This is a genomic window from Lacibacter sp. H375 (assembly GCF_037892425.1).
Taxonomy (GTDB): Bacteria; Bacteroidota; Bacteroidia; order Chitinophagales; family Chitinophagaceae; genus Lacibacter.
The window spans coordinates 2,422,869-2,438,810 of the sequence record NZ_JBBKTT010000001.1 but is presented as its reverse complement, the minus strand read 5'-3'; the positions used below and the strand labels follow the sequence as shown (position 1 = coordinate 2,438,810).

The window sequence follows — 15,942 nt, the reverse complement described above, 5'->3', positions numbered from 1 at the left end:
TATCGGGGGATTTTTTTATTTAAACTTACAAAGAATGAATGGTAATGGGTGCCATGAATGGCTGATGTATTTCTTCTTCTGCCGGTATCACTTCAAATTCAATTTTCAATAACAATCCCTCCTTCACAAGAATTGTTTCTTTCTTGGTAGCACGATAGCCAACCTTATCAATGACAATGGTATGCTCACCAACAGGTACATTATTTAAATTAAACTTGCCGTTTGCATCTGTTGTAACTTCTTTCTGGAAAGAAGCTTTACGAATGGAAGCAGTAAACGAAGCATTCGCTACTGGTTTTTTAGTTTCGGCATCGATTACAACACCTTGTACAGAGCCGGTTTCATTTCCTTTATCTTCAGCTGCTTGTGCACTAATTGAAACGCCTGTCATGAGAATAGATGCGAGGAGTAGTTTCTTCATAACAATAGTTTTACGATGATAAGAGTTTAAAGTTACAGAACTTATAACATTTCTTTTATCTATTTTATGACAATCAGGTCTGTTAAATTGTTCTGAAAATCTTCCTTCAATTTCAAATCTACGAATTCAATCGTAATTTAGCTAAAAATATTTCTTATGCCTTATCATCATTCCACTTTCAAAAAATTTGCACTTGTGCTTTTCCTTGGCGCTTGTTTTTTCTGGGCGAAAAAAGACTTACTGTTACATTCATGGTCATCAAATTTCACAAACGCTGATGCTATGGTTGAATTTGGTCCATTGCCAATGATACCAGAGGTTCCGGAGATTCCTGATTTTCTTCAGGAAGAAGAATTGCTCTTACCGCAACAGCAGGAATTGATGGAGCAACATCTTGAACTACGGAAAAAGATAATGAAAGAATTGCAGGAAAAAACAGACAGGATCAAGATAGATTAAGCTGAACCCAATGGATTGGCCAACGCTTCGTTGAATTCCTTCCAGATGTTTTCGGTAATTACAGCGGCAGGCAAAATATCATCAAGCAAAGCACTCACCTGTCCAATCTCAAGCTCGCCTTCATTAAGGTTACCTTCAAACATGCCTCGCTTCGCTCTTGCACGGCCAAGCAGTTGAATGAGTTCTTCTTTTGATGCGCCTCTTTGCTCTGCTTCCTGTACTTGTTTGTAAAAATCATTTTTGATCAGTCGAACAGGTGCCAGTTGTTTCAATGTGAGAACGGTATCGCCTTCATTGCTATTAATAACCGCTTGTTTAAAATTGAGATGACTGCTAGCTTCTTCACTCGCCACAAAACGACTGCCAATCTGCACCGCTTCGGCTCCAAGCACCATTGCCGCCAGCATTTGCCGGCCAGTTGCAATACCACCTGCAGCAATAACCGGAATATGCACAGCTTTCTTCACTGCAGGTATCAACACCATGCTTGTTGTTTCTTCACGACCGTTATGTCCGCCTGCTTCAAAACCTTCAGCTACCACAGCATCACATCCTGCCTCCTGTGCTTTTAATGCAAACTTGCTGCTGCTCACCACATGTACAACTGTAATTCCTTTTTCTTTTAACATTGATGTCCAGGATTTAGGATTACCTGCACTTGTGAAAACGATCTTTACGCCTTCTTCAATTATAATATTGATGAGTTGATCAATATCGGGATAAAGCAAAGGCACATTTACTGCAAAAGGTTTTTCTGTTGCTGCTTTGCATTTTTGAATATGTTCACGCAATACATCAGGATACATACTGCCGCTGCCAATAATACCCAAACCGCCGGCATTACTTACTGCACTGGCTAAACGCCAGCCGCTTGCCCAGATCATACCTGCTTGTATGATTGGCTTTTCAATATTGAAGAGTTGTGTGATGCGGTTGGAAAACATAATCAGAAAATTTGCACATTAGCCAGTCAGCTAATTGCATTTATCCCAGATCGATCTCTGTATTATCACCAATATTTAAACTTCTTGTTTCGCCTTTCACTTCTGTATCGCTGCCAATGAGGCTTTCTTCCAGCACAATATCAAACAAGTCGGCATAAGAACCAATGATCGATTCTTTGATAATGGAATAGTTGATGGTTGTATTATCGCCAACAGAAACATTTGGACCAATAATAGAATTGCGCACTTCACAGTTTTTACCAATGCTCACCGGTTCTACCAGGATCACATTTTCAAAACGATGATCGGGTGAAATAGATGTGCCGAATTTCTTCAGCAACGTAGCGTTCGACTCAAGTAATGAATCTTTATTACCACAATCGAACCAGTTCAATACTTTGAACGATTGAAAAGGCTCTCCTTTTTCAATCATGCATTGCAATGCATCAGTTAAACTATATTCATCCCTGTTCTTCACACCTTCACGAAAGTTTACTTCAAGGCAATCATACATCATCGCTGAGTTGCTGATCTTGTAAATTCCAACCAGCGCCATATTACTTTTGGGTATCTGCGGTTTTTCTACCACTTTCATGATCTTAGCTTCTTCGTCAACCTCTGCCACACCAAAATTGCGGGGATCATCCACTTTCTTCACCGCCAGCATTGATCGGTCGCTGCTCAACACATCTTTAATATTGTATTCGCAGATCGTATCGCCCAAAACAATGATGACCTCATCATTTTGCACTGCTTCTTTTGTGAGCATAATAGCATGACCGAGGCCCTGCCTTTCGCTTTGATTTACAAATGTGCTGCTGATAGTTGGAAAAGTTTCTTTTACATAATCCTGGATCTTTTCACCAAGATAGCCGGTAATAAAAATGAATTCGTTTACCCCAGCGTCCTGTAATTGCTCCACAATAATGCTCAAAACGGTTTTGCCGGCAATGGGTATGAGCGCTTTGGGTTGCGTATATGTATGTGGCCGCAGCTTTGTACCTGCACCTGCCACCGGAATAATTGCTTTCATTTGTTCGTTTCTATTGTCTCATTTGCCAAGTAAGTCTGCATTTCTAATTGGAGAAAGCAAACTGTCGTAAGCCTGGTCTCAAATCGAAGCGGCTAAAGTAGCACATTTTGAATTAATCGTTGCCAGCTCATCTTTAAATTCTGTTCATAAAAAACAATGGTAAAGTTCTTTATACAACTACAACGGGCTTATTTTTGCCCCGCCAAACAGAACTAGTTGAGTGTTATGTTACCGGCAACTGTAACTTTTTGCAGCATTTGTTGCCACGCTCGCTTCTACGTTCTGTTCATGTAGCAGCAATCCTTCAATAAAACGAACAAAACGACTCATGCAAAGGGACACAACCATCTTCAATCTCATCAACCAGGAATTACAACGTCAGCGTCACGGTATCGAACTTATTGCTTCCGAAAACTTTACCTCTTTACAGGTAATGCAGGCCATGGGTAGCGTGCTCACCAATAAATATGCAGAAGGTTACCCTGGCCGCCGTTACTATGGTGGTTGTGAAATTGTAGATCAAACAGAGCAATTAGCCATCGATCGTTTAAAAGAAATTTTCAATTGCGAATATGCCAACGTGCAACCGCATAGTGGTGCACAGGCAAACGCTGCTGTTACAAGTGCAATTTTAAAACCCGGCGATATTACGCTAGGGCTTGATCTAAGCATGGGCGGACACCTTACCCACGGTTCACCTGTAAACTACAGCGGTAAATTATACGAAGCACATTCTTATGGTGTAGTGAAAGAAACAGGTTTGGTTGATTATGAAACACTCGAACAAAAAGCACGCACCCTCAAACCAAAATTAATTTATTGCGGCGCCAGTGCTTACAGCCGTGATTGGGATTATGCACGCATCCGCAAAGTAGCCGATGAAGTTGGCGCATTTGTTCTGTGCGATATGGCACACCCTGCCGGTTTAATCGCCAAAGGATTGTTGAGCTCGCCGTTTGAACATTGTCACTTTGTAACTTCCACTACTCATAAAACATTACGTGGTCCCCGTGGTGGTATCATTCTCATGCACAAGGATTTTGAAAATCCATTTGGAATGAAGGATGTGAAAGGTAATGTGCGCATGATGAGTAACCTGCTTGATATGGCCGTATTCCCTGGTCAGCAAGGCGGACCATTGGAACATGTGATCGCTGCAAAAGCAGTTGCCTTCGGTGAAATTTTAAGCGATGAGTTTACAGTATATGCAAAGCAGGTGCAGGTAAATGCACAAGCGATGGCTGCATCGTTTGTGAAAAGAGAATACCAATTGATCTCAAATGGCACAGATAACCATTTAATGTTGATCGATCTGCGTAATAAAAATATCAGCGGTAAAAAGGCAGAAGCTGTTTTAGGTAAAGCTGAGATCACAACTAACAAAAACATGGTTCCGTTTGATGATAAGAGTGCGTTTGTAACAAGCGGTATCCGCACGGGTGTTGCTGCAATAACATCACGAGGTATGAAAGAAGAACACATGGATTTTGTGGTTGATGTAATTGATCGTAGCTTGATGAATGCAGACGACGAAGCAATACTTGCCGACATCCGTAAAGAAGTCAATGCATTTATGGAACAATTCCCGTTATATCCTGAATTGGGCTAATTTAAACAATTGAAACAGTTGCTATGATACAACGCATACAAACAATCTGGTTATTACTTGCAGCAGCAGCATCGTTTGCAACATTGAAACTTTCGTTTTACAGCGGTAATAAAGACAATAATCTTTTTGAAGAGTTAACGGGCAGTTCACACTTCTTGCTGCTGATCATGAGTGTAGCTGTAGGTTTACTGGCATTGATCACTATTTTCCTGTATAAAAATCGTAAACTCCAAATAAGATTAAGTCTTCTTGGGGTTACATTGCAACTGGTAGTACTAGCAGTTTATTTTCAGCAAACCAAAACTTACGTACAGGGTAGTTTCACCTTAACATCAGCCCTCAGTTTTATAATACCTTTATTTTTCATTCTTGCGTTGCTAGGTATTCGTAAAGACGAAAAGCTTATAAAGAGTATGGATCGGCTACGGTAGGATAACAACTTCTTATTTATAAAGAAAGGCCAATCGTTTAGTACGTTGGCCTTTTTTAGTGCCTATTCCTCTAAAAAAACCGTATTTATACTAATTAAAAAGCACTATTACCCTTAATTAAAACAGAGGGTATATCCTGTTGTTTAAATAAGTGCTTACCCTTAATTTTGATTCTTCAAATCCACATCCTTATGAAACCCATTTTCATAACTCTTCTGTTTTTTGCATGCCTTCTTCAGGCAAATGCAACAACTAAAACAGCCATTCACAACAGCGGTCAGGGATGGAACGTTGCCGGCAACTGGTCACCTACAGGTGTTCCTCAAAATGGTGACACCGTCGTTATTCCGGCTGGCGTAACAATTTCAGTAAAAACAAATATCTATAACTCACTGCCTGATATTATTATTAAGATTTATGGCACTCTTGACTTTAACTCGGGTGGTAAACTTGAATTAGGCATTGCGGCAAAAGTCATTGTCTACATCGGAGGTTCCATTTCGGGTTCGGGCCCCTCTGAAATAATAAAAATAAATGGAGTATCGAAGTACAAAGGCAATACCGATGGAACAATTGTGGGTCCTGCTTATTCCGATAGACATTCAGGAGCATCACCAGCCGGATTCTCCTTAAGTATTCTGCCGGTAAAATTTCAATCATTCACCGCAAAAACAAACAATCAGAAACAAGCAAGATTCAACTGGACTGTAAGTGATGAGAGCCAGATAGCATCATATACGTTAGAGAAAAGTACAGACAACCGCAGCTGGAAAGCAGTCAGAAAGCAACCTGCTGCAATTGCCCAACAGCAGGTGAATACTTATTACGAGACAGATAGCTTTTTAACCTACGGCATTTCATATTATCGTGTAAAAGCAGAGGGTAATAATGGAGAACTCTTCTACTCGAATACTGAAAAGATTGAAGACCATTCAACAAAAGGATTTACGATTTATCCCAACCCTGTTTCTTCCCAATTGCGTTTGCAGGTAGACCCAACCCAAATGCACAGAGCTGTTACAGTGACTTTATACAATTCAAATGCAATCCGCTCTGAGCAATTTCATTTTGAAAAAACCTCATCAGGTAATCTTGAAATGAATATCAGTCACCTAGCAAAAGGAACATACAGGGTTGTACTTACAGATGAAAAAGGAACAAGACAAGATCAAACAGTGATTATTTACTAAGCAATATACTTTGCTGTTCTGCTGTTTTTTGCTTTGCTCATTCCTGATGGCAAACCGGTGTAAACTACTTCGCCGCCACCATCGCCTGCTTCTGGACCAAGATCAATTACCCAATCTGCACGTTTGATCACATCGGTATTGTGTTCGATCACCAGTACCGAATGTCCTTTCTCGATCAATGCATGAAAACTCTTCAGTAGTTTATTGATATCATGAAAATGCAAACCTGTAGTTGGCTCATCAAAGATGAAAAGAATATTTCCCTGCCCGTTACCACGACCTAAGAACGAAGCAAGTTTTACACGTTGCGCTTCACCGCCACTCAATGTATCACTACTCTGGCCGAGCTTTACATAACCCAATCCCACATCACTCAACGGCATTAATTTTCTTACCAGGTCTTTTTCTGCACGGAAGAAATCAATGGCTTCATCCACACTCATCTCTAATACATCATAAATACTTTTGTCGTTATACTTTACATCAAGCACTTCATCTTTAAAACGTTTGCCGCCGCATACTTCACAGGTTAGATGCACATCGGCCAGGAATTGCATTTCAACAACCTGTTCGCCTTCACCTTTACAGGCATCGCATCGCCCACCATCAACGTTAAACGAGAAATGCTTTGGCTGAAACCCACGGATCTTACTCAAAGGCTGACTTGAATACAAGTCTCTTATTTCATCATATGCTTTTATGTACGTAACAGGATTACTACGGCTGCTTTTACCAATCGGGTTCTGATCAACCATTTCAATCTGTGCAATAGAATCAATGTCACCGCTCAATTGTTTGTGCATACCCGGTCTGTCGCCAAATTCACCTTTCAGTTTACTCAATGCAGGATAGAGAATATTTTTCACTAACGTTGTTTTACCACTACCACTTACACCACTTACAACACACAAAACATTCAATGGAAATTCAACAGTAATATTTTTTAAATTGTGTTGCCGTGCACCTTCCACTTTAATGCTGCGGTTCCATTTGCGTGGCTTACCAAAATCCTGAATTTCCAATGCACCGCTCAGGTATTTACCTGTTAAGCTTTTTTTATTGCTGATGACAGCATCATAATCGCCTTCCGCAATTACTTCGCCACCTAAATGACTTGCAAACGGACCCATATCAATAATATGATCTGCTTCACGCATCATCATTTCATCATGCTCCACCACTACAACAGTATTACCTAAGTTGCGTAACTCTTTTAATACCGTAATAAGCTTAGCAGTATCTCTTGGATGCAATCCAATAGATGGTTCGTCGAGAATGTATAAAGAATCAGTGAGGTTACTTCCTAATGATCGGGTCAATTGAATACGTTGACTTTCGCCACCACTTAAACTGTTTGCTAAACGATTTAATGTAAGATAACCAAGTCCAACCTGCAATAAGGTTTGTATTCGATTTTTGACTTCAATAAGAATTCGCTTTGCAACGCTTTGATCATACTCACTTAACTGCAATTCATCAAACCAAACTTTCAATTCTTTTGTTGGCATTTCGCACAACTCACCAATATGTTTTCCCCCTACTTTAATATACAATGCTTCTTTGCGTAAACGGTAGCCACCGCAATCAGTGCATTGTGTTCGTCCACGATAGCGACTCAACAATACACGGTATTGTACCTTGTATAAATTCTGTTCAACTTCTTTAAAGAAATCGTCAATACCCAATGCAGTACCAACACCTTTCCAGAGTTGATCGTATTGCTGTTTTGTTAAGTCTATAATTGGTTTATGAACAGGGAATCCTGTTTTAGCTGTGGCTTTAATGAACTGCTCTCTCCACCAACCCAGCTTCTCTCCTTTCCAAGGAGCAATGGCACCTTCGTACACACTTAAACTCTTATCAGGTATCACAAGGTCTTCATCAATACCCAACACCTGGCTGAAACCTTCGCACACCGGACAGGCACCGTATGGATTGTTAAAGGAGAATAAATTCGGAACAGGTTCTTCAAACTTGATCCCATCCAATTCAAACCTGTTTGAAAAATGCAACAACTCTTTTCCATCTATTTCAACATACACTTCTCCTTCGCCTTCAAAAAAAGCAGTATTGGCACTGTCACCAATACGATGTATTTCATCTTCATCAAACTCTTTTGCAATCAAACGATCAACCAAAACATAAATAACAGTCTTGGCCTTTGTTGTTACAAATTGTGCATTCAAATCTTTTTCCGATTGCTCCAGCAGATCTTCAATGCTTAGCGTTTCGCCTGTTTCAGATTTAGCTTTACCTGTTTCGTTTTTCTTATATACTCGGGTAAAGCCTTTTTGCAGGAGAATGTTCAATTCTTCCTTTATGCTTCGTTTTGCATGCATGGGAAATTTTACCAGTAGCAGGATCTTTGCACCTTCTTTACAATTCTGAACAGCCTTTACCACATCAGCAACATCATCTTTCTTTACCTCTCTGCCACTTACAGGTGAAATTGTTTTACCAGCCCTTGCAAACAACAGGCGGAGATAATCATAGATCTCCGTCATGCTCCCCACCGTACTTCTTGGAGTGCGGGTGATCACTTTTTGTTCAATGGCAATGGCAGGGCACAATCCTTTGATGTAATCCACATCAGGTTTGTTCATCCGGTTGAGAAATTGACGGGCATAAGCACTTAAGCTTTCGGCATAACGTCGCTGACCTTCAGCATATAGCGTATCAATAGTTAGGGAAGATTTGCCGCTGCCCGATACTCCTGTTACCACAATAAGCTTGTTACGAGGAATATGTACCGATACGTTCCGAAGGTTATGTACCCTTGCGCCCTTTATATAAATATCATCTTTCTTTATTGGACCCGAAAGATCGATCTGTTTCTTTTTTACCGCTGTACCCATAGAGAAACAAATTTAGCTGATTAACAATTTGAAAACTAAAAGATGTAGTACAGAAACGGAAAAGGTTCTGCACATTCTTGAAAAAGGCTGTCCGAGATTCTTTGACAGCTTCGGAAAAATACTATTAGCACGCTGCGGGGTAATACGTTAAATAATTCTGAATGTTGGAAAGTTGAAGTATTTCTGTTATTTTTATTCTGAAATTCAATATTCAAATCAGAAACCCAAATTTCTTCGCCTATAGCATCAAACTTCTACACAATTATTTCAGTATTGCTTATTAGCTGAAACCCTTTATTGAAAACCATCAACCGTAGAAGTGTATGCATCTGTATCAACAATTTACCGATCAACAACTCGTCCACCTGTTTAAAGACGGTGAGGCTGAAGCCATGGAAACATTAGTGCTGCGTCATAAAGACAAGCTCTACACTTCCATATTCTTACTTGTGAAGGACAAATACCTGGCCGAAGATCTTTTCCAGGATATGTTCATTAAAGTAATTGATACCATACGTGGCAACCGGTATACCGAAGAAGGAAAATTCCTTCCATGGGCCATGCGAATTGCACACAATCTTTGCGTGGATCATTTCCGCAGGGTAAAGCGAACACCAACAATTAAGACAAGTGATAACCATGATATTTTCGAAGTACTCAATTTCAGTAATGAAAATGCTGAGGAAAAGATGATGAAAAACCAGAGTTATGACCGTATCCGCCGGATGCTGGATCTGTTACCTGAAGAACAACGTGAAGTGATCATTCTACGTCACTACGCTGATCTGAGCTTTAAAGAAATTGCTTCGCTCACCAACTGCAGCATCAACACTGCATTAGGTCGTATGCGTTACGGGCTCATCAATATGCGTAAGATGATGACAGAAAAACAAATCGCTCTGTAAAAATCATTTCCTTTAAGAGAACCTGACAAAACCAGAAAACCCTCCGTTATGCGGAGGGTTTTATTTTTATAATCCTTTCATCGTTCGGAAAACTATTTAGCCTTTTTAGCAAATGCTTCCAACCCACATTCCAACCACAACTTAAACTCTTCCGCACTTGGTGTATAAGCTTTTGTCCTTGTCAGCGCTGTTTCATCTAAACCGATAATTGCATATTGAGGTTGAGCTACTGCATTAAAGTTTTCACTCTGGAAAGTTGCCCACTTATCGCCCACTGTTACAATTTCTTTCTTTCCTCCTGTTTTTGTGGTAAAGGTTTGCTGTTGCGCAGCAGGCAACACTTTACGTTCATCAACATACAATGACACTACCACAAACTTATTCTTCATCAGCTCCAGCACATCAGGATTCGTCCATACATTTTCTTCCATCCGCCTGCAGTTCACACATGCCCAGCCGGTAAAATCAATGAGCAATGGTTTGTTCTGCTGTTTGGCCAGGGCTAATGCTTCTTCATAATCACGCAATGGTTCCAACGAAGTTTCACAATTCACCGGGTGCGAATACACACTGTAACATAATGGTGGAGGAAATCCACTGATCAGTTTCAGGTTTGCCCATTTTGTATTCGTAACACCAGGAATCAAGTAAATAGTTGCAGCTGCAAACAAAGCAATGAGCGTCCAGCGGATACCGCCAATCTTGATCTTCTTATCATCATGCGGAAAGCGGATAAGTCCCAACAGATACATCACCAGTAAAATACCAATGATCACCCAAATACCAATGAACACTTCACGTGGTAAGAGGTGCCATTGTTTTACCAAATCAGCGTTGCTCAGGAATTTCACCGCCATCGCCAGTTCTAAAAAGCCCAACACTACTTTCACGGTATTTAACCAACCTCCGCTCTTTGGTAATGATTGTAACCAGTTAGGGAACATCGCAAACAAAGCGAATGGTAAAGCCAATCCTAACCCAAATCCGCCCATTCCAAAACTTAATTGAATGGCCCCGCCATCTTTTGTTAACGCTCCTGCCAACAACGAACCAAGTATTGGGCCTGTACAGGAGAACGACACAATGGCCAGCGTTAATGCCATGAAGAAGATCCCGAAAGTACTTCCAACACTGGCTTTTGAATCAGCTTTATTGGCAAAATTGCCTGGCAATGTAATTTCAAAATAACCAAAGAACGAAATGGCAAACACTACAAAAATGACAAAGAAGATGATGTTGAGCCAAACGTTGGTTGAAATATTATTCAGTATCTCCGGATCTGTTTGATCGAGCAAATGAAACGGCAGACTTAATAAAATATAAATAATGAAAATAAAGAAGCCGTACAGCAATGCATTACGAATACCCTTTGCCCTGCTTCCACTACGTTTCGTAAAGAAGGATACAGTTAATGGAATTAATGGGAACACACAGGGTGTAAGTAATGCGATGAAACCTCCCACTAAACCCAACAGAAAAATGCCCCACAAACTTTTACCTTCTGTTCCTTCATCGCCACAATCACTGGCGGTGTTATTTAAATCAATTGAATTGATCTTGATACGTGCAGTTTGAGCAACACCTCCTTCCAGCTTTACATCAAATGCAAATTCCTGTGCCGGCAAAAATTCTTCCACAGCACCTGTTGCATAAACAAGCGTTCCTTTTAATAATGCCGGAACTGTACCATCAATTCTTATTTTTTGTGAAAGTGTTACTTCCTGTTTTGCAATCAGCACATTCTTGTTATCAAAAACAGGATCAGTAAATGAACTGCCGCCTTGCAGCAGTTGCATGGAGCCATTATTCAAAATTGCACTATCAGTAAACTTAACTGCAATTGAATCTAGTCCTTCAGCATCTTTTGTAAACAGGTATAAAAATTTACCGGGCTTTACTTTACCCTTGAACACTAATTCGTATTCAGTATCGCTTAGTTTTTTACTGCTTACCTCCCACTGCACGAAACTTGAATCCTGTGCAGTTGATAAGTTGCTGTACAATAAAGAAATGATTACAAAGTAAGCAGTGCGTAAAAATAACCTCATGACAAACAGAGTTTAAAAATCCCGTCTTGTATAAGACGGGATCAATTTTTATCCTTCTAACTTAACGCTGAATTTTGATTTATCTGGAGGCAGGCATTGCTTATCATCACAAACCATAAATTCTACATCGCCTGTAAGCGAAGTTTTTACATTTGATTTCACAATAACAACCTGAACAAATTCTACTTTATTAGAATAAAAACGTGAACGTGATTGTGTGGCTTTATCGAATGCATCAGTTACTTTACCCACTTCTTTTGGTTTTCCGCTCACCACAAGGAGTGGATTCTTAGCGAATGTAATTGTGGTTGGTAATGCAATAGCATCAGTTCCTTGTGTTTGACTGTATAAGTGCCAGCCTGGCTGAATGTTCGCCACCATACGCACCTCGTATTTCTTATCCGCCAGTTTCTTTACGGTGTAGTCCCATTTCACCTTGCTGCCGCTTTGCGCAAACAAAGCAACTGAAATGAATAGTAAACCAATAGTTGTAATAAATTTTTCCATGGATCTGTACTTTCTGTTTCAATTACAAAGATGCCACCAAATCGTTTACGGAAATGTCAGCTTTGTCACAAATAAAAACTTTACCAAATCATTTACGATTTAACCGTTCTATCAGATTGCAACTGCAGCATTGATTAACAAAGCATTGAGAATTTTACGTCCATCGGTATTGCCCAAAATAGCGCTTGTAGCACGTTCAGGGTGAGGCATCATACCAAACACATTCCCTTCTTTATTGGAAATACCCGCAATATTGCGAATAGCACCGTTTGGATTGGCCTCAGCTGTGATAAGTCCGCTCTCATCGCAATATCGATAGATCACCTGGTCGTTAGCTTCTAATTCATCCAGCGTTTTTTCGTCGGCAAAATAGCGGCCCTCGCCATGTGCGATCGGAATTTTTAAACCCGAACCACCTTCGCCTGTTAAATAAATATTCTTACAAATAAATTTCTGATTGGCATTGCGCAATAAAGCACCAGGGAGCAAATGGCTTTCGCACAAGATCTGGAAACCGTTACAAACACCCAGCACCTTTCCGCCTTTGTTGGCAAAAGCAATCACACTTTCCATCATGGGGCTGAAACGTGCAATGGCGCCACACCGTAGGTAATCGCCGTAGGAAAATCCGCCGGGCAATACAATACAGTCGTCGGTTGAAAACATGCTGAGGTCTTTGTCTTTATGCCAGAGCATCACCACTTCCTGGTTCATATCATTTTGCAGGGAGTCCTGCATGTCTCTGTCGCAATTACTGCCGGGGAAAACTACGATACCAAATTTCATAATTAAAAGGAAAACGCAAAGGTAAGGATTGAGGCCGATTTAGCTGTTCAGGATTGCATAATTTGCTATGATCCAAACAAGACTAAGCCAAAAAACAAGCTCTGGAAAAGTTTTCTTTTTGGGGTAGAAATAAAAAGCCGCATGAAAAAGGCTGATGGGTACTACTGCCAGCACCCAATGGGTAAGCCCCTGGAAACTATTCACAAACGGAATGAACAGGGAAATAATGAGGTAAAAGATCATGAAATTCCAGCTCTTGCGGGTTTGCACCAACAAGCGGGTGGAATAAGTACGGCTCATCAACAAGCCTACCACCAGTGGAAATACCACGAGACAGAATTTCACCCAAAACTCCCAGTTAAATGACACATCGGGTAAACGCAGGTATTGAGCGGGCACTACTCCTTTCACCATTTCCCACTTATCCCACACAAAAAAGTAAACGAGTAAAAAATAAAATGGGGTAAGAATGCCGAGAATGGCAATCAACCACTCAGTTAAATAAAACGGACGGAAAAGAATGAGCGCCACAATCAAGAGCAGCAACAGGTAAGCTGAAGGGAAATAAAAGAACGAACAAAGACCAAAACCAAACCCAATGTTGAACAATACGGTTTTTGGTTTGGGATGATTATACAACCCCACCATTCGTGGCCATGCCCAAACAAGAATAGTATTGATGATGAGTGCCGGTGATAATACATTCCACTCAGGCACTACACTGGTAATGACGAGATAGGATAGTGCCAGCAGGTAGTTGGGTGTTGCAAACAATTTCTGATCGTTTACTAAACCATTGAATGTAATAGCTTGAGTAAACAACAACACAAATGCAATGATGCTGTAGAGCACAGGAAACACCGCACCACTTTGCTGTAATGTTTTCAGTAATTCAATATAGAGAAAGCCATCCGTTACTTGCGGCTTTGGAATAACCGGCGTAATGAAGTAAGGCAACTTAATAAGAAGCCCTAAGAAAAACAGAATAATAACATTCAGCGGATTATTGCCGGAGAAAAAACGAATCACAGTGCTAATTGATTTGCGGCACAAACATTCCGAAAGAAATTCATATCACCAAAAAAAATACCGCAAGCAGTTACTTACGGTACTCTTTTAGAAAAATCAAAGCTTAAAATTCAATACGGGCAAAGCTGAATGAGTTACGATACAGACAAGGAACGATCATTTCTCTTGCGCTAACCTGTTTACCGAAGCGGATCATAAATTCATACCCTTTGTCAAGACTTTTTAATGGCGGTTCTTTATTTACCCTTCCGTTAGGATCGAGTGATTGTGCATTAAGCAGCGGAGAACGCCTGCTCCACTCATTATACAGAAACAATAACTCGGCACCACTGTTCATCACTTGGTAGCTGATCATATTATCTGTATTATCATCAAATTGCGATTTAGCGATCACGTTGTTCCATTGCATATTGGCATCTTTATCAAGAGAGATCACCATGATATTATCGGCATAATACCTCGTTTGCTGACTGTTATTCCAACCATAAGGAGAATTCCAACCGCCATAACCACCCCAGCCCCAGTTGTTGTAGGGGTTCCAACCCCAATAATTGCCGGGATAAAAACTGTTGCCCCACATCCAAGGATTATCCCAACGGTTAAACCCTCCGCCTCTTGCATTACCATATGTATTTTCACCCGTGATGAGTAAACCGCCATCTTTTTTCACCACAAGATGTTTCAGGAAATAGTCATTAAAGGCAAGTTTTGCTGAATTGTCACCCTTCGCCAATGCACGGAACTCATCACTGAACTCAACTGTCCTTTCAATATCAGTTCCTGAAAGATCTTTATTGATGATGGCGGTGAATAAGCCATCAATATTTCCTCGCTTTGATTTTGAATAAAGTGACGTAAGTATATAGCGGCCATTCAGGTTATCAACTTTAATTCTTAACTCATCAAGCAATACTTTATCTAGTGTGAGTTTAAATGATTTAATTGAATCGGCATACACAGGCAATACCACCAGCTTTGCTTCATTGATATAATCTCTCGAAGCGGGGCGAGTAACATGGCTGAAAAGAAAATTACCATCGTTGTCAAGATAAAAATCTGCAATGGCTTCTCTTGAATTTTCAAGATGATAGTTGAATGATGACTTGCGCAACGGCATCAGGTTATGACTAAGCAACAATGTTTGAATACTGAAATCATCCCGTTGCCTGTTCTTCATTTTAAATACCATGAGCTTTTGTTTATCATCACTCATGATAGTGCTGTAGATCTTGTTATCACTGAAAATGCTCAGTTGCGTTGTGTCAAGTTCAAGCGGTTCACCAATTTTCTTCCCGCTACCATCTATCATCACACCCATACAGTAAACAATGTTTTTCTTCTGGTATTGATAGATCACCATCGAATGTTCAGGATTCGAAAAAACATCAACATTAATGGCCCTGTCTGGAATAAAATCAAGCTCAACTTTGTCCTTCTGTTTCATCTCTGCATCATAAACGGCAATAAAGTGGCGGCTGCGTATACTCTTATAAACAAGATAATTGCTGCCATATTTACCCATAACTTCAAACTTGAGCTGACGCAGATCGTCACGATCAGGTTCGGAGTAATAGATACGTTGCGCTTTTGCAGAAAAAACAGCAAGCAAAAGTATTATGGCTGGTACTATCGTCTTTAAGATCTTCATATCTCTCATTATATTACTTCTTAAAATTACGTTGAAAGCGAACATTTCGTATAAAGATGCCGTTAAAAATTAAATTA

General features: G+C 40.3%; 15 protein-coding genes. 5 read left to right on the top strand and 10 right to left on the bottom strand.

Going from position 1 to position 15,942, the window contains the following annotated elements:
* Positions 1 to 25: 25 nt before the first annotated feature.
* A complete protein-coding gene (locus WG954_RS10815; RefSeq protein ID WP_340436338.1) occupies positions 26 to 421 on the bottom strand; it encodes a carboxypeptidase-like regulatory domain-containing protein in 396 nt (131 codons plus the stop codon).
* Positions 422 to 577: 156 nt separating this feature from the next.
* Here WG954_RS10815 and WG954_RS10810 point away from each other — a divergent pair, with 156 nt between their 5' ends.
* Positions 578 to 880, top strand: a complete 303-nt coding sequence (locus WG954_RS10810) for a hypothetical protein (protein WP_340436336.1) — start codon at positions 578 to 580, stop codon at positions 878 to 880.
* Here the strand turns inward: WG954_RS10810 and WG954_RS10805 are convergent.
* Together WG954_RS10805 and WG954_RS10800 are read right to left on the bottom strand one after the other, a co-directional pair.
* Positions 877 to 1,824: an NAD(P)H-dependent flavin oxidoreductase gene (locus WG954_RS10805; RefSeq protein WP_340436334.1), complete on the bottom strand. Its 948-nt coding sequence runs from the start codon at positions 1,822 to 1,824 to the stop codon at positions 877 to 879. The two genes, WG954_RS10810 and WG954_RS10805, sit on opposite strands and share 4 nt — an antisense overlap.
* A 40-nt stretch (positions 1,825 to 1,864) precedes the next feature.
* A complete protein-coding gene (locus WG954_RS10800) occupies positions 1,865 to 2,857 on the bottom strand; it encodes a sugar phosphate nucleotidyltransferase (protein WP_340436332.1) in 993 nt (330 codons plus the stop codon).
* Between the two features lie 328 nt (positions 2,858 to 3,185).
* Between WG954_RS10800 and glyA the strand changes: the two genes are divergently transcribed.
* Together glyA and WG954_RS10790 are read left to right on the top strand one after the other, a co-directional pair.
* Complete coding sequence (gene glyA / locus WG954_RS10795) at positions 3,186 to 4,466, top strand: serine hydroxymethyltransferase (protein WP_340436330.1); 1,281 nt, start codon at positions 3,186 to 3,188, stop codon at positions 4,464 to 4,466.
* Positions 4,467 to 4,489: 23 nt separating this feature from the next.
* Positions 4,490 to 4,897 carry a DUF4293 domain-containing protein gene (locus tag WG954_RS10790; RefSeq protein WP_340436328.1) on the top strand — a complete coding sequence of 136 codons (408 nt, stop codon included), beginning with the start codon at positions 4,490 to 4,492 and terminating at the stop codon, positions 4,895 to 4,897.
* 94 nt (positions 4,898 to 4,991) lie between these two features.
* Here the strand turns inward: WG954_RS10790 and WG954_RS21635 are convergent, their stop codons facing one another.
* Positions 4,992 to 5,063: a hypothetical protein gene (locus WG954_RS21635; RefSeq protein WP_445298466.1), complete on the bottom strand. Its 72-nt coding sequence runs from the start codon at positions 5,061 to 5,063 to the stop codon at positions 4,992 to 4,994.
* Between the two features lie 25 nt (positions 5,064 to 5,088).
* Between WG954_RS21635 and WG954_RS10785 the strand changes: the two genes are divergently transcribed.
* Entirely contained in the window at positions 5,089 to 6,087 is a 999-nt protein-coding gene (locus WG954_RS10785) for a T9SS type A sorting domain-containing protein (protein ID WP_340436326.1), read from the top strand.
* On the opposite strand, the gene uvrA is transcribed toward WG954_RS10785, so the two are convergent.
* Positions 6,084 to 8,942: an excinuclease ABC subunit UvrA gene (uvrA, locus tag WG954_RS10780; protein ID WP_340436324.1), complete on the bottom strand. Its 2,859-nt coding sequence runs from the start codon at positions 8,940 to 8,942 to the stop codon at positions 6,084 to 6,086. The two genes, WG954_RS10785 and uvrA, sit on opposite strands and share 4 nt — an antisense overlap.
* A 323-nt stretch (positions 8,943 to 9,265) precedes the next feature.
* Here uvrA and WG954_RS10775 point away from each other — a divergent pair, with 323 nt between their 5' ends.
* Positions 9,266 to 9,847 (top strand): RNA polymerase sigma factor, encoded by a 582-nt coding sequence (locus WG954_RS10775; protein ID WP_340436322.1) that lies wholly within the window; start codon positions 9,266 to 9,268, stop codon positions 9,845 to 9,847.
* Between the two features lie 92 nt (positions 9,848 to 9,939).
* Here the strand turns inward: WG954_RS10775 and WG954_RS10770 are convergent, their stop codons facing one another.
* The 5 genes from WG954_RS10770 to WG954_RS10750 all read right to left on the bottom strand — a co-directional run bounded on the left by WG954_RS10770 (position 9,940) and on the right by WG954_RS10750 (position 15,865).
* Positions 9,940 to 11,895, bottom strand: coding sequence for a protein-disulfide reductase DsbD family protein (locus WG954_RS10770; RefSeq protein WP_340436320.1), 1,956 nt, complete (start codon positions 11,893 to 11,895; stop codon positions 9,940 to 9,942).
* Between the two features lie 48 nt (positions 11,896 to 11,943).
* A complete protein-coding gene (locus tag WG954_RS10765) occupies positions 11,944 to 12,402 on the bottom strand; it encodes a protein-disulfide reductase DsbD domain-containing protein (protein ID WP_340436318.1) in 459 nt (152 codons plus the stop codon).
* A gap of 111 nt (positions 12,403 to 12,513) precedes the next feature.
* Positions 12,514 to 13,188, bottom strand: a complete 675-nt coding sequence (purQ, locus tag WG954_RS10760; RefSeq protein WP_340436316.1) for a phosphoribosylformylglycinamidine synthase subunit PurQ — start codon at positions 13,186 to 13,188, stop codon at positions 12,514 to 12,516.
* Between the two features lie 39 nt (positions 13,189 to 13,227).
* On the bottom strand, positions 13,228 to 14,217 hold the full coding sequence (locus WG954_RS10755) for a hypothetical protein (protein ID WP_340436314.1): 990 nt from the start codon (positions 14,215 to 14,217) through the stop codon (positions 13,228 to 13,230).
* Between the two features lie 103 nt (positions 14,218 to 14,320).
* Positions 14,321 to 15,865 carry a hypothetical protein gene (locus WG954_RS10750; RefSeq protein ID WP_340436312.1) on the bottom strand — a complete coding sequence of 515 codons (1,545 nt, stop codon included), beginning with the start codon at positions 15,863 to 15,865 and terminating at the stop codon, positions 14,321 to 14,323.
* Positions 15,866 to 15,942: the final 77 nt, after the last annotated feature.

Coding starts and splice junctions, on each gene's coding strand:
- WG954_RS10815 (WP_340436338.1), bottom strand. CDS start 421: ATGAAGAAACTACTCCTCGCATCTATTCTCATGACAGGCGTTTCAATT.
- WG954_RS10810 (WP_340436336.1), top strand. CDS start 578: ATGCCTTATCATCATTCCACTTTCAAAAAATTTGCACTTGTGCTTTTC.
- WG954_RS10805 (WP_340436334.1), bottom strand. CDS start 1,824: ATGTTTTCCAACCGCATCACACAACTCTTCAATATTGAAAAGCCAATC.
- WG954_RS10800 (WP_340436332.1), bottom strand. CDS start 2,857: ATGAAAGCAATTATTCCGGTGGCAGGTGCAGGTACAAAGCTGCGGCCA.
- glyA (WP_340436330.1), top strand. CDS start 3,186: ATGCAAAGGGACACAACCATCTTCAATCTCATCAACCAGGAATTACAA.
- WG954_RS10790 (WP_340436328.1), top strand. CDS start 4,490: ATGATACAACGCATACAAACAATCTGGTTATTACTTGCAGCAGCAGCA.
- WG954_RS10785 (WP_340436326.1), top strand. CDS start 5,089: ATGAAACCCATTTTCATAACTCTTCTGTTTTTTGCATGCCTTCTTCAG.
- uvrA (WP_340436324.1), bottom strand. CDS start 8,942: ATGGGTACAGCGGTAAAAAAGAAACAGATCGATCTTTCGGGTCCAATA.
- WG954_RS10775 (WP_340436322.1), top strand. CDS start 9,266: ATGCATCTGTATCAACAATTTACCGATCAACAACTCGTCCACCTGTTT.
- WG954_RS10770 (WP_340436320.1), bottom strand. CDS start 11,895: ATGAGGTTATTTTTACGCACTGCTTACTTTGTAATCATTTCTTTATTG.
- WG954_RS10765 (WP_340436318.1), bottom strand. CDS start 12,402: ATGGAAAAATTTATTACAACTATTGGTTTACTATTCATTTCAGTTGCT.
- purQ (WP_340436316.1), bottom strand. CDS start 13,188: ATGAAATTTGGTATCGTAGTTTTCCCCGGCAGTAATTGCGACAGAGAC.
- WG954_RS10750 (WP_340436312.1), bottom strand. CDS start 15,865: ATGAAGATCTTAAAGACGATAGTACCAGCCATAATACTTTTGCTTGCT.